Annotated in this window: 12 protein-coding genes; 10 read left to right on the top strand and 2 right to left on the bottom strand. The window is 59.2% G+C overall.

The features are described 5' to 3' along the window. The first annotated feature begins 139 nt into the window (after positions 1-139). Positions 140-1,720: an alpha/beta hydrolase gene (locus BN1135_RS03425; protein WP_042018880.1), complete on the top strand. Its 1,581-nt coding sequence runs from the start codon at positions 140-142 to the stop codon at positions 1,718-1,720. 229 nt (positions 1,721-1,949) lie between these two features. Here BN1135_RS03425 and BN1135_RS03420 read toward each other — a convergent pair whose 3' ends face one another. Then, a complete protein-coding gene (locus tag BN1135_RS03420; RefSeq protein ID WP_042018879.1) occupies positions 1,950-2,318 on the bottom strand; it encodes a VOC family protein in 369 nt (122 codons plus the stop codon). Positions 2,319-2,481: 163 nt separating this feature from the next. Beyond that, complete coding sequence (locus BN1135_RS03415) at positions 2,482-2,949, bottom strand: hypothetical protein (protein ID WP_042018877.1); 468 nt, start codon at positions 2,947-2,949, stop codon at positions 2,482-2,484. A 154-nt stretch (positions 2,950-3,103) separates the two neighbouring features. On the opposite strand from BN1135_RS03415, the gene BN1135_RS03410 reads away from it, so the two are divergent. The 9 genes from BN1135_RS03410 (at position 3,104) to gloA (ending at position 14,035) form a co-directional block, all read left to right on the top strand. Continuing rightward, complete coding sequence (locus BN1135_RS03410) at positions 3,104-6,247, top strand: DEAD/DEAH box helicase (RefSeq protein ID WP_042018876.1); 3,144 nt, start codon at positions 3,104-3,106, stop codon at positions 6,245-6,247. Positions 6,248-6,428: 181 nt separating this feature from the next. After that, positions 6,429-7,010 (top strand): electron transport complex subunit RsxA, encoded by a 582-nt coding sequence (gene rsxA, locus BN1135_RS03405; protein WP_005337600.1) that lies wholly within the window; start codon positions 6,429-6,431, stop codon positions 7,008-7,010. Positions 7,011-7,012: 2 nt separating this feature from the next. Then, positions 7,013-7,591, top strand: a complete 579-nt coding sequence (gene rsxB, locus BN1135_RS03400) for an electron transport complex subunit RsxB (RefSeq protein WP_042018875.1) — start codon at positions 7,013-7,015, stop codon at positions 7,589-7,591. Between the two features lie 2 nt (positions 7,592-7,593). Next, positions 7,594-10,275, top strand: coding sequence for an electron transport complex subunit RsxC (gene rsxC / locus BN1135_RS03395; protein WP_042018873.1), 2,682 nt, complete (start codon positions 7,594-7,596; stop codon positions 10,273-10,275). Between the two features lie 11 nt (positions 10,276-10,286). Further along, positions 10,287-11,339: an electron transport complex subunit RsxD gene (rsxD, locus tag BN1135_RS03390; RefSeq protein WP_042018872.1), complete on the top strand. Its 1,053-nt coding sequence runs from the start codon at positions 10,287-10,289 to the stop codon at positions 11,337-11,339. A 43-nt stretch (positions 11,340-11,382) separates the two neighbouring features. Further along, positions 11,383-12,015, top strand: a complete 633-nt coding sequence (rsxG, locus tag BN1135_RS03385) for an electron transport complex subunit RsxG (protein ID WP_042018871.1) — start codon at positions 11,383-11,385, stop codon at positions 12,013-12,015. A 15-nt stretch (positions 12,016-12,030) separates the two neighbouring features. Further along, positions 12,031-12,792 (top strand): electron transport complex subunit E, encoded by a 762-nt coding sequence (locus BN1135_RS03380; RefSeq protein WP_396027164.1) that lies wholly within the window; start codon positions 12,031-12,033, stop codon positions 12,790-12,792. A 13-nt stretch (positions 12,793-12,805) separates the two neighbouring features. Then, complete coding sequence (gene nth / locus BN1135_RS03375) at positions 12,806-13,447, top strand: endonuclease III (protein WP_042018870.1); 642 nt, start codon at positions 12,806-12,808, stop codon at positions 13,445-13,447. Between the two features lie 174 nt (positions 13,448-13,621). Then, positions 13,622-14,035 carry a lactoylglutathione lyase gene (gene gloA, locus BN1135_RS03370; protein WP_042018869.1) on the top strand — a complete coding sequence of 138 codons (414 nt, stop codon included), beginning with the start codon at positions 13,622-13,624 and terminating at the stop codon, positions 14,033-14,035. The last annotated feature ends 80 nt before the right edge of the window (positions 14,036-14,115 follow it).

Below are 14,115 nucleotides of genomic sequence, written 5' to 3'. Positions count from 1 at the left end.
CTCCGGCGCGGCCCATCGCCATCAACTATACATATCACCTTGTTTCCATTAGGCTTTAAGCCGGTTATCAGCGCCTTGGGTGCTGCGCCGAACTCGCCCGCCCAGATGCGGCTTCACCTCTATCGCCAAGGATTGCGCCATGCTGGCTCACACTCGCCGCCTCATCCGCCGTGCTCTGCTGACCCTGTTGCTGCTGTTGCTGACCGCATGGGCGGTGATCGCCTACTTCGCCTGGCAGGCAGCGCCGCTGCAGCTGTGGCACACAGTGGTGCCCCCCGAACTCAGTGCCAATGAGCTCGATAGCAGCGACTGGCAAGCCTATCTGACCCGCGAAGATCAGCTGTTTGAGCTGGTGGCCACCGAGGTGGTTGCCAAGACACCGCCGGAGCAGCAACTGGCCAGCAATCGCTACTATCAGGACTCCCCCATCAATCCCGCCCGCTTTCAGGAGAACTGGAACCGCTCCTACCTGCTGCGCCCCGAGGGGGAAGTCAAAGGGGTGGCGGTGCTGCTGCACGGCTTGACCGACTCCCCCTATAGCCTGCGCCATCTGGCCAGACGCTATCAGCAGCAGGGCTTTATCGCGCTGGGGCTGCGGATCCCCGGCCACGGCACCGTGCCCGCCGGACTGGTGGATGTGGATTGGGAGACCTGGCTGGCCGCCACCCGACTGGCGGTGCGGGAGGCCAGATTGCTGGCACCGGGCAAGCGGCCGCTGCATCTGGTGGGCTTTTCCAACGGCGGCGCGCTGGCGGTGAAATATGCGCTCGATGCATTAGCCGATCAGAGCGGCACGCTGGCAAAACCGGATCAGCTGGTACTGATCTCACCGATGATCGGGGTGACCCGCTTTGCCCGCTTCGCCGGGCTCAAGGCCGTGCCTGCCCTGCTGCCCGCCTTTGCCAACGCCGCCTGGCTCGACACCATGCCGGAGTTCAACCCGTTCAAGTACAACTCGTTTCCGGTCAACGGCGCGCGCCAGTCCTATCGCCTGACTCACGCCATCCAGCAGCAGGTACGCCAGCTGGCCGCCAGTGGCGAGCTGGCGGCGTGTCCCCCCGCCCTCACCTTCCAGTCGGTGATGGACTACACCGTCAGCACCCGCTCCATCATTGCCGATCTCTACCACTACCTGCCGGCCAACGGCAGCGAACTGGTGCTGTTTGATATCAACCGCAGCACCCTGTTTGGCCCGCTGATGAGCTCGGCCTCCGAGCTGGCGCTGCACCGTTTGCTGCCAAACGCCCCCCAGCACTACCGCCTCACCGTGGTGGGCAATGTCGAACCTGCTTCCCCCGCAACACAGGCCAGGACGCTGGCCACCACCGACCAACCTGAGCAGGTCCGCCCGCTGGGTATCGATTATCCCAAGGAGATCTACTCCCTCTCCCACGTGGCGCTCCCCTTCCCGATGGACGACCCCCTCTATGGCATGGCGGCGCGCCCCGAACAGCGGGAGCAATATGGCATCAATCTCGGCGGTCTGGCCCTGCGCGGCGAGCGCGGGGTGCTGATCGTCAACCCCGGCGCCCTCACCCGCACCTCCTCCAACCCCTTCTACCCCTATCTGCAGCAGCGGGTGATGGAGACCCTCACCGCCCCTCCCATCGCCCGGCCTGCAGCCGTCCCCGCTGCCAGCAGCAGTCACAATGACGAGGCCTATCAGGCCGAGCTGGAGCAGTTTTTACAGGATGCCGACGAGACCAGCGCGCCTTTCTAGGGCGTCTCTGGCAAATCGGCAAAGCGTCGCTAGCGCTGGGCCGAGAGCGATATGAGAAAGGGGCCGTCAATTAACGGCCCCTCTCTGTTGATGATGGCGATGCGGGTGATGGTTTAGTGGGATCAGGGGGATCAGGGATAGATGCTGACCTCAATCAGGTTCTGATCCGGGCCGAGGAAGTAGACCGACTCTGATAGGTGTTGCACCGTCAGGCGCAGCACCAGCGCTTTCAGGGATAACGGCTCACTTCTATCAGGTTCTGGTCTGGATCGAGGAAATAGACAGATTCTATAGGCCCGCAAGCCCCGCTTTTGGTCACAGGCCCCTCGACAATCTCCACCCCGTGGCAGGCCAGCTGGGCCATCACCTGCTCCAGCGGCCAGCGGGTGATAAGGCAGACATCCCCCGACCCCACCTGCGCCCGGTTGCGCGGCTCCTGCCCCAGCAGTTGCAGATTGATCTTCTGGTTGCCAAACCCTACCGCCCGGCGCCCCGCACCGAAGGTAATGGCCTCCATATTGAGCACCGAGCTGTAAAATTCCACGGCCCGTTCGATATCGCTGACCGTCAATACCAGATGGTCGATATGGCTGATCATGGTTACCTCCTGGTGGTGATCTGGCTGATGTGACCGGCATATGCCCGCAAGCATCCGACTGTTGCCGCCACAGCGGGCAACCCCATCATACCCGGCAAGGGGAAGCCCATGTGTGCCGTGACGCGCAAAGCGAGCGCAAATGAACTGGTCACATAAATTCGCGTTACTGCACCGCAGCGCACGCTTTGTCACGCTGGGCCTGCAGGGTCTCATCTTCGCTATCCATCGCCGCCAGAATCGCCTGATTGCAAGCCCGCTCTGCCAGCTTGGCCGGACTCTGTTTGGCATCCCCTATTTCGGCGATAAGGGGCCGATAACTGACGGCCGCCGAGCAGTACATGGCGCGAAATTTGGGCAGTTGCCAGCTGCTGTCATCCTGCCGGGTCAAGTCATCACACAGCTTGTGAAACAGGGCGGACGCCTTGACCGTGCACTGGCTAAAACGCCGCACATCCTGCTCGTAGGGACGACAGACGCTCGGCTGCTGGATCTGCCACTGCTGAAAAGAGAACGGAACCGACTCCCCCTCATACTGCACCACCAGCGTCTTGGCCTCCGTGCCATAGATATCCGCAACCTGCTGCTGTACCAGATTGAGATAAGCCGAAAAAAGATAGGAAACCGGATCCATCACCACCTCCCTGTGGTTGTCACTGCCGGGCTTTATTACCGAAAACCGGGGCGATTTTCAAACGAGTAACAGGCAACAACAGCTTACTGATTTGGTTGGAAAAAATGATACTCTTCTCGCCACCCACATGTACAACGTTCAAGGCTAAAGTGCGATGCAACAATGCGGTATTTATGAACAGCTCATTACTCAACTGCTGACATCTCGACTCGACCGCGAGCGCTTTTACGTAGGGGAACGCCAACTTGAACCTGCCGAAGCGGCAGTTTGGTTATCCCGATTTCTGAGCCGGGTTTTGGAATATGCAGTGGGCTCGGTAACTGGAGAGGATCAGCTGCAACGGCAGATCGAGCTGGCTAACCAGTTATTGCTTTGGCTAAAGGATCGCACCCAAGACCCAGACTTTATTGGCGAGAACCTCATCGATAGTCAGGGGAAAATTCTGACCGCGCTTTACCAGTTGGATAACCCCATCTCCGCCAATTTAAAGCAATATGCCGAGGATATTTTCCCTCTGACAGGTCTCACTCAGAGCGAACTGTTTTGTGGCAGCAATGCGGGTTTGTCGATGGAGTCGGAGATTAAACGGGAGATATTGTCTGCAGATAGCATCTGCTGGCTGGTCTCATTTATCAAATGGGCAGGTATCCGTATTTTCCGTCATGAACTGGAAGAGTTCACTCGCAGCGGCCGCCAATTAAAAGTAATTACTACCTCTTATATGGGGGCGACCGACGCCAAGGCAGTTGAATTTTTAGCCAGCCTCCCAAATACCGAAGTCAAACTCAGCTATAACACCCAGCGCGAGCGGTTGCATGCCAAAAGTTATCTATTTTGCCGAAATACCGGATTTCATACCGGCTATATAGGTTCCTCCAATCTCTCTCACTCTGCCCTCACTAGCGGCTTGGAGTGGAACCTAAAAATCACCTCGCAAGAGATCCCGCATATTATCGAGAAATCCCTGAGTACCTTTGAAACCTATTGGGAATCCGATGATTTTGAACTGTTTGATTGCAAGCTGGAAAGCCGTACAAAATTGAAGCATGCACTGCAAGAGGCCCGTGGGGATGGGGACAAAAATAGCCCTGCCTATTTCTTTGATATCACGCCGTTTCCCCATCAACTGGAGATCCTTGAACAATTGGCGATGGAGCGCGCTTTACACCAGCGCTTCCGTAACTTGGTGGTTGCGGCCACCGGTACAGGGAAAACCCTGATCTCCGCTTTTGATTTTGCGCGTTTTCTGAAGACCAAACCCGACGCCAAGTTCCTGTTTGTCGCCCACAAAGAGGAGATCTTGCGCCAAGCATTAGCCTCGTACCGCGGTGTGCTCAAGCAATCCAATTTTGGCGAACTCTTAGTCGGCGGCGCCGTGCCAACCCACTACCGTCAACTATTTGCCTCGGTGCAATCCTTAAATAACCAGCTGGATACGTTGCGCCTTAGCCCAGACTATTTCGATTACATCGTCATCGATGAGGTTCATCATATTGCTGCGGCCAGTTATCGTGGTTTGCTCGCCGCCTTTGAACCTCACATTCTGTTGGGATTAACCGCAACGCCAGAGCGCCATGATGGCGGTGATATTCTTGCCGACTTTTGTGGTGTCATCGCAGCAGAGATCCGCTTGCCCGAGGCCATCAATCGTCGCCATCTCTGTCCGTTCCAATATTTTGGTATCGATGATGATACTGACTTGCGCCAAGTGGCTTGGAAAAATGGCCGTTATGACATCACTGAACTCACCAATATCTATACCCACAATCAGCAGCGGGTACAGAAAATAGTCCAGAGCCTTAATGAGATCGTCACCGATATTACCAAGATCAAAGCGCTGGCATTTTGTGTGAGCCGTGAACATGCCGATTTTATGCGCAAGTCCTTTTTATTGAAGGGCATCAAGGCTGATATTCTCACCAGCGATAACCGAGAAGAACGGTATAGCAAACAACAAGATTTGCGTACCGGCATTATCAATATTCTCTGCGTGGTGGATATCTTCAACGAAGGGGTTGATATCCCAGAAGTCGATACCTTGCTGTTTTTACGACCAACGGAAAGCCTCACCATCTTTTTACAGCAATTAGGGCGGGGCCTGCGGCTGGCGAGCGATAAAGAGTGCTGCACCGTGTTGGACTTTGTTGGGAATGCCCGTGCTGAGTATGACTTTGCCCAGAAATTCCGGGCACTGGTGGGTAAAACTAATAAGGCGATCAGCCACGAGATCAAACAGGGCTTCCCTCACGCCCCCTTGGGCTGCCGCATCGAACTCTCAAAACAAACCCAAGAGTTAATTCTGAGCAATATCAAAAAGGCGACCCTCAATACCTCACGCCTCATGGGCCTGATCCGCCGTTTCTCACAGGACTGTGATTTACCACTGACGCTGGCGAACTTTTTGAAGTTCTACCCTCACATCAGCCTTGAGGAGATTTACAAGCGCGGCAATTGGAGCACCTTGGTCAAACAGGCCCGCAACCATACCATTTCTGAAATGAGCGATGAGAAGTTGTCGACTCTCTACACCCGGGCCATCAAAACCCGGCTATTGGGCTGCGATGCGCTCCATTACTTGAACTTCTTACAAACCTTGGTGGCAGACGCATTTACCTTAACGGCCAAGCACGATGCACGCATGGCCTTGATGTGCCATTACGACTTCTGGCAACAAAGCGGCCCCACTGCTGGCTTTAGCTCCTTGGCGCACAGCCTGAAACAACTCAATCAACCTGAATTAAGGGCCGAGCTGGCAGATCTGTTGCCCATGCTGATCAACCGGGTGCAACACGAACAAAGCGCCATGCCAAACCTTCCCGGTAATCCGCTGCAACTGCATGCTCGCTATGCCAGAGAGCAGGTGCTGGTTGGCTTTGGCGCGACCACCTTCGCGCAGCAACCCACGGCTCGCGAAGGGGTCTATGTCATCGCAGAGCAAAATATCGAGTTGCTGTTCGTGACCTTGAACAAAACGGAACAGCACTTCTCCCCCACCACCCGTTATCACGACTACGCCATCAACGAGTCACTGTTCCATTGGCAGAGCCAAAACAGCGCTCGCCCCGAACGGGGTAAAGGCCTGAGTTACATTCAGCACAGAGCAGAAGGTAAGCGCTTGTTTTTGTTCGTCCGTGAACAGAGCAAAGATGAATTTGGCCGCACCCTTGGCTTTGTGAACTTTGGCGAGGTGGAGTACGTATCCCATAGCGGCAGCCAACCGATGAACATTAAATGGCGTCTCACAACCCCGATGCCGCCATTCATGTGGAAAGAGGCCGCCAAGCTGGCCGTTGGTTAGTAGGGAGCGTCGCCCGGTGGGAAGATGACGCAAAACCCACCGGGTTCTGGCCCAAAACCCCGGCTAAATTATCCAGTTGCATAATAACCATGCGGCCTTGCGGTTGTTTAACTGGCCCTAACATCAGATAATACCGGCCGCCTTCAAACCCGGATAACCCGACTTTCAGTGACGGTAATTGATGACTGAGTACCTGCTTTTATTGATCGGCACCGTGCTGGTTAACAACTTCGTGCTGGTGAAATTCCTCGGCCTCTGCCCCTTTATGGGGGTCTCCGGCAAGCTGGAAACCGCCATCGGCATGGGGCTGGCGACCACCTTCGTGATGACCCTCGCCAGTGCCAGCTCCTATCTGGTGGAGCACTATATCCTGCTGCCGCTGGATATCGCCTATCTGCGCACCCTCGCCTTTATTCTGGTGATCGCCGTGGTGGTGCAGTTTACCGAGATGGTGGTGCGCAAGAGCAGCCCGACCCTCTATCGCCTGCTGGGGATCTTCCTGCCGCTGATCACCACCAACTGCGCGGTGCTCGGGGTGGCGCTGCTCAGCATCAATGAGCGGCACGACTTTATCCAGAGCGTGATCTACGGCTTTGGCGCCGCCACCGGCTTCTCGCTGGTGTTGATCCTGTTTGCCGCCATGCGCGAGCGTCTGGTCGCCGCCGATGTGCCTGCGCCGTTTCGCGGGGTGTCGATTGCCATGATCACCGCTGGTCTGATGTCGCTGGCCTTTATGGGCTTTACCGGCCTTATCAAGATATAACCATGATCCATATTCTCTTTGCCATTCTGGTGCTCACCCTGCTGGCGCTGGCGTTCGGGATTATCCTGGGCTTTGCCGCCGTCAAGTTTCATGTGGAAGCAGACCCCATCGTCGATCAGCTCGATGCCCTGCTGCCCCAGACCCAGTGTGGCCAGTGCGGCTATCCCGGCTGCAAACCCTACGCCGAGGCGCTCGCCAACGGCGATCAGATCAACAAGTGCGTACCCGGTGGCGAGGCCACCATGCGCAAGATTGCCGATCTGATGGGGGTCGAGCCCCAGCCACTGGGGGGCAGTGACGAGGCCACCGTGCCAGTCAAAAAGGTCGCCTTTATCCACGAAGATCAGTGCATCGGCTGCACCAAGTGCATTCAGGCCTGCCCGGTGGATGCCATCGTCGGCGCCACCAAGGCGATGCATACCGTGATTGCCAACGAGTGCACCGGTTGCGATCTCTGTGTCGATCCCTGCCCGACCGACTGCATCGAGATGATCCCGCTACCCACCACGGTCGATAACTGGAAGTGGGATCTCAATAACGTGCATGTTCCGGGCAAGATTCCGGTCAAGATGTTGGAGTAATCATGCAGTCTTTACTTGAACGCATCAAAGCCGGGAATCTCTGGGACTTTCACGGTGGTATTCACCCCGCCGACAACAAGCTGCAATCGAGCCAGAGCCCGGTGGTGGACGCCGGTCTGCCGCCACGCCTCATCATTCCGTTGCGCCAGCACGCAGGCCCCGCCGGCGATCTGCTGGTGCAGGTGGGCGACAAGGTCAAAAAAGGGCAGCCGCTGACCCGTTACGCCAAAGGGCGCACGGTGCCGGTGCATGCCTCCACTTCGGGCACCATCACTGAGATTGGCAACCACACGGTTGCCCACCCCTCCGGGCTCGGCGATCTCTGCGTCATTCTCACCCCCGATGGCGAAGACGCCTGGGGCGAGCGCAACGGCAAAGCCGATTACTGGAATCTGGAGCGGGGCGAGCTGCTCGAGCGCATCCAGCAAGCGGGAGTGGCGGGCCTTGGCGGCGCCGTGTTCCCCACTCACAGCAAACTCGACGGCCGCGGCCAGCTCACCGAGATCCTGATCGTCAACGGGCTGGAGTGCGAACCCTATATCTCCACCGATGATCGGCTGATGCAGCAGTACTCAGGCGAGATCATGGATGGCATCCGGGTGCTCAAGCACCTGCTCAAACCGAAACTCACCCTGATCGGGGTGGAAGACAACAAGCCAGAATCGATCGAGCAGCTGACCCGCCACGCTACCGACGAAGATGTGCTGGTCAAGACGGTGCCAACCAAGTACCCCTCGGGCGGTGCCAAGCAGACCATCGAGCTGCTGACCGGCCGTCAGGTGCCCAAGGGCGGCCGCGCGGTCGATATCGGCATCATGGTGCTCAACGTCGCCACCGTGTTTGCCATCAAGCGCGCCATCATCGACGGCGAGCCGCTGATCGAGCGGATCGTCACCCTCACCGGCGACAGCTTCAAAAAACCCGGCAACGCCTGGGTGCGCCTCGGTACGCCGGTGCGCTGGCTATTGCAGCGTTTCGAGCTGCAACCGGAAGCGGAGCAGCGGGTGATCATGGGTGGCCCCATGATGGGCTTTACCCTGCCCCACGCCATGGTGCCGGTGGTCAAAGCCACCAACTGCCTGCTGGCACCAACGCAGGCCGAGCTGCCCGCCCCCGGCCCGGAGCAAGCCTGCATCCGTTGCAGTGCCTGCGCCGATGCCTGCCCGGCGACTCTGCTGCCACAAGAGCTCTACTGGTACAGCCGGGCCAAGGAGTATGACAAGGCCGAGAAGCTCAACCTGATGGACTGCATCGAGTGCGGCGCCTGTGCCTGGGTCTGCCCGAGCGAGATCCCGCTGGTGCAGTACTACAAGATCGCCAAAGACGACATTCGCGAAGCCCGTGCCGAGGCTGAAAAAGCCGAACGCGCCAAGCAGCGCTTCGAGGCCAAGCAGGCCCGTTTCGAGCGGGAGAAAGCAGCTCGCGAAGCGCGCCACGCCGAAGCCGCCGCCCAGCGCCGTCAAACCATGACGGCCGCTGGCGGGGAAGATCCGGTGGCCGCTGCGCTGGCTCGCATCAAGGCCAAGCAGGATGCCCCCATTACCGCCATTGCAGCCTCGGCCGAGGGTTTGCCCGACAACAGCGCAGTGATTACCGCCCGCGAAGCCCGCAAACGGGAAGCGGAAGCGCGCCGCGCCGCCAAGCTGGCGGAGAGCGCAAACAGCGAAACCGCCGCCGCTGAAGCGGTTGACCCCGCCAGCGATCCCAAAAAAGCGGCCATCGCCGCCGCACTGGCGCGCGCCAAGGCCAAGAAGGCCGCACAAGCGGGCGATAACGCCGAGCCTGCTGCTGCCGAAACCGCTGCTGCGCCTGCGGTAGATGCCGATCCGAAAAAAGCAGAGGCCGACCCGAAAAAGGCAGCAATTGCCGCAGCCATTGCCCGTGCCAAAGCCAAAAAGGCCGAAGTCAGTGGCGAGCCGGTAAGCGCAGCCAACAGCGCGGCAGCCGACGCAGGCACCCAAAGCGATGCGCCCGCCGATCCCAAGAAAGCAGCAATCGCCGCTGCCATTGCCCGCGCCAAGGCCAAAAAAGCCGAAGCCAGTGGCGAGCCGGTGAGCGCAGATAACAACGTGGCAGCCGACGCAGACACCCAAAGCGATGCGAAATCTGCTGCCAGCGAAGCAGTCGATCCCAAGAAGGCTGCTATCGCTGCTGCCATCGCCCGCGCCAAGGCCAAAAAGCTGGCGCAGCAAGGTGAAAGTGCCGGAGCCGAGAATGCGCAGAGTGAGCCAACTGCCAGCGCGGAGACCCGCGATGTGGCGGTAGCCAAGAGCGAAGTGACCACCAGCCAGAACGATACAGCTGCAAGCGAAGCGGTCGATCCCAAGAAGGCGGCAATTGCTGCTGCCATCGCCCGTGCCAAGGCCAAAAAGCTGGCGCAGCAGGGCGAGAGTGCCAGTGCTGAGGTAGAGAGTGCTGGTACTGAGGTAGATAGTGCTGAGGGAGAGCGCGCACCGGCTCAATCGGAGCAAACCGACACTGCCAGCAGTGAGCAACCACTTGCCGTCGCTGCCGCGCCTGAAGCGAGCGCCCCTGCGGCTGATGCCCCGGTTGATCCGAAAAAAGCGGCCATTGCGGCTGCCGTGGCCCGCGCCAAGGCGAAGAAGCTGGCGGCCGAGGCAGCCAGCGCCGCCGAGACTGCCGCTGAAGATGCCCCGTCAGCCGACCGAACAACCACAAGGTAACCGACAGACTCATGTTCAATATTGCGACTGCGCCGTTTGCCCATAACCGCAAACAGACCCGAACCCTGATGCTGCTGGTGATCCTGGCCTGCGTGCCGGGCTTGCTGGCCCAGACCTGGTTCTTCGGCTGGGGCACCTTTATCCAGATCCTGCTGGCGCTGGTCACCGCGCTGCTGTGCGAGGCGCTGGTGCTCAAACTGCGGGGCCGCGCCATCAAGCCTGCCCTGATGGATGGCAGTGCGGCGCTCACCGCCGTGCTGATCGGTCTCTCCCTGCCGCCGCTGCTGCCGTGGTGGATGCTGGTAGTGGGCACTGCCTTTGCCATCATCGTCGCCAAGCACCTTTACGGCGGACTGGGCCAGAACCTGTTCAACCCGGCCATGGTCGCCTATGTGCTGCTGTTGGTCTCCTTCCCGGTGCAGATGACCAGCTGGCTGCCGCCAGAGAGCGTGCGCGCCTACAGCCTCGGCTTTGGCGATGCGGCGTCGGTGATCTTCACCGGCTTTAGCCTCGACGGCTACAGCATGGCCCAGCTCAAGCAGGGGGTGGATGGGCTGACCATGGCGACCCCCCTCGATACCCTGAAAACCGGCCTGACTCAGGGGCTCACCACCGGCGAGATCCTGAGCGGCCCGCTGTTCGAGGGTTGGGGTGGCATCGGCTGGAGCTGGGTCAACCTCGGTTATCTGCTGGGCGGCCTGTTCCTACTGCAACAGAAGGTGATCAACTGGCGCATTCCCACCGCGATCCTGGGTGCCCTGCTGGCAGCCTCCACCATTGGCTATCTGGTGAGCCCGGATGCGACCGCCACCCCCATCTTCCATCTCTTTAGCGGCGCCACTATGCTGGGGGCCTTCTTTATCGCCACCGATCCGGTGAGTGCCTGCACCACGCCACGCGGCCGACTGGTCTATGGCGTGCTGATCGGGGTACTGGTCTACATCATTCGCCGCTTTGGCGGCTATCCGGATGCCTTTGCCTTCGCCGTGCTGTTGGCCAACCTTTGTGTGCCCTTTATCGACAGCCTGACTCGTCCAAAGGTATATGGAGCCCGTCGCCAATGATGTTTCTGACCTCTTTCCCCATCACAGCTGACGGAGCCCGGACATGTTAAAGAGCATGCGCAAGAACGGCCTTATTCTGGCGATGTTCGCGCTGGGCTGTACCGCACTGGTAGTACTGACCAACGAGCTGACCAAGGATAAAATCGCCCACCAGCAGCAGCTGGAGAAGCAGCAGACTCTCTCGGTATTGCTGCCGGAGGGGAGCTATGACAACGATCTGGTGGCCAGCTGCAAGCAGGTGACCAGCAGGAAGTATCTGGGCAGTGATCAACCCCAAGCGCTCTATACCGCCAGCAAGCATGGCGTGGTGACCGGCTATGCGCTGGAGGCGATCGCACCGGATGGCTACAGTGGCGCGATCCGCATCGTGGCAGGCTTTGATGCCAAGGGCACCATCACCGCCGTGCGCGTGCTCGCTCACAACGAGACCCCCGGCCTGGGTGACAAGATCGAGCTGAAAAAATCGGACTGGATCAACAGCTTTGCCGGAAAATTCCTGACCCATGACAACGAGCCCCAGTGGGCGGTGAAGAAGGATGGCGGCGAGTTCGATGCCTTTACCGGCGCCACTATCACCCCGCGGGCCGTGGTCAAGGCGGTGAAGAACCTGCTTAAACTGCAGCAGGAACAACCCGAACTGCTCAGCAACGCCCCGGCTTGTCCGGCGGCGCACTAACGGAGTCGAGCCGTCATGAACGAGATGGAACAGATTGAAACGGGCGCAGCCCCGATTACCGAGCTGGAAAGCCGCAAGGGCGAGCTCAAGGAGCTGATGAGTCAGGGGCTGTGGAAGAACAACCCCTCGCTGGTGCAGGTGCTGGGTCTGTGCCCGACCCTCGCCGTCTCCTCCACCTTTACCAATGCGCTGGGGCTGGGCCTTGCCACCATGGCGGTGCTGATCTGCTCCAACCTCGCCGTCTCGCTGGTGCGCAACTGGGTGCCGAAGGATATTCGCATCCCGGTCTACGTGATGATCATCGCCTCGCTGGTGACCAGCGTGCAGCTGCTGATGAACGCCTACACCTATGGCCTCTATCAGGCGCTCGGCATCTTTATCGCCCTGATCGTCACCAACTGCATCATCATCGGCCGCGCCGAGGCATATGCCTCCAAGAACCCGCCGCTGCTGGCGGCCCTCGACGGCCTGATGATGGGCCTTGGCTTTACTCTGGTGCTGCTGGTACTGGGCGGCATGCGCGAGATCATCGGCATGGGCACCCTGTTTGATGGCGCCGAGCTGCTGCTGGGCGAATGGGCAAAATCCCTGCGCATCGAGCTGTTCCACGCCGATGCCAGCCTGCTGCTGGCGATTTTGCCGCCGGGCGGCTTTATCGGGCTGGGGCTGCTGATCGCCGCCAAGAACGCCATCAACGACTGGCGGGACCGCAAACAGGCGACCACTGTGGCCCACTGCAACGTTGCCCCGGCCCGCGTCCGGGCGACCGAGCTATGATCGGACGCAAGGCATGAACAACCAGAAACGCAGAGAGATCCTGGAGCGGCTGCGGGAAAACAATCCCCACCCCACCACCGAGCTCAACTTCAACTCGCCGTTCGAGCTGCTGATCGCCGTGCTGCTCTCGGCGCAGGCGACCGATGTGAGCGTCAACAAGGCGACCGACAAGCTCTATCCGGTGGCCAATACCCCGCAGGGGATGCTGAGCCTCGGGGTGGACGGGCTCAAGGAGTACATCAAGACCATTGGCCTGTTTAACACCAAGGCCGAGAACGTCATCAAGACCTGCGCCATCCTGCTGGAGCGCCACGGCGGCGAGGTGCCGGAGAACCGCGAAGCGCTGGAAGCACTGCCGGGTGTCGGCCGCAAGACCGCCAACGTGGTGCTCAACACCGCCTTTGGCTGGCCCACCATCGCCGTCGATACCCATATTTTCCGGGTATCAAACCGCACCGGCTTTGCGGTAGGCAAGAACGTGGATCAGGTGGAGGAGAAGCTGCTCAAAGTGGTGCCCGCCGAGTTCAAGCTGGATGTCCACCACTGGCTTATCCTGCACGGGCGTTACACCTGTCTGGCTCGCAAGCCGCGCTGTGGTTCCTGTATCATCGAAGACTTGTGCGAGTATAAAGAGAAGGTCTATCCAGAGAGCTGAATGACTGGGCGCCACAGCCGTCATACCTGTCTGTCTCGCTCGCAAACATCTGCGGCGGCGGTTCCTGTATCAACGAAGAGTTGTGCGAGTACAAAGAGAAGGTCTATCCCGAGATAGATAGCCTCGCAACCGAGATTGAAAGCAGTACACATCACCAACCCGGAGAACTGAGCAATGAGAATTCTGCATACCATGCTGCGTGTCGGCGATCTGCAACGCTCCATCGACTTCTACACCCGCGTGCTCGACATGAAGCTGCTGCGCAAGAGCGAGAACAGCGAGTACAAGTACACCCTGGCCTTCGTCGGCTATGGTGACGAGAAAGATGATGCGGTGATCGAGCTGACCTACAACTGGGGGGTGAGCGAGTACGAACTGGGCTCTGCCTACGGCCATATCGCGCTGGAAGCGGACGACATTTATGCCACCTGCGACGCCCTGCGCGCCGCCGGAGCCAAGATCACCCGCGAGCCGGGCCCGGTCAAGGGTGGCACCACCGTCATCGCCTTCGTCGAAGATCCGGACGGTTACAAGATTGAACTGATCGCCAAGAAAGATGCCGGTACTGGCCTGGGTGACAGCATCTAAGCAGCCCAACTCCGCTGCCAAATGGCAGGATCAAAAAAGAGCGCTGACGCGCTCTTTTTTATGCTCGTCTGCTTGGACTT

The organism is Aeromonas sobria (assembly GCF_000820145.1).
Lineage (GTDB): Bacteria > Pseudomonadota > Gammaproteobacteria > Enterobacterales > Aeromonadaceae > Aeromonas > Aeromonas sobria.
The sequence above is the reverse complement of the archived record's forward strand: the minus strand, read 5'-3'. Positions and strand labels throughout refer to the sequence as shown.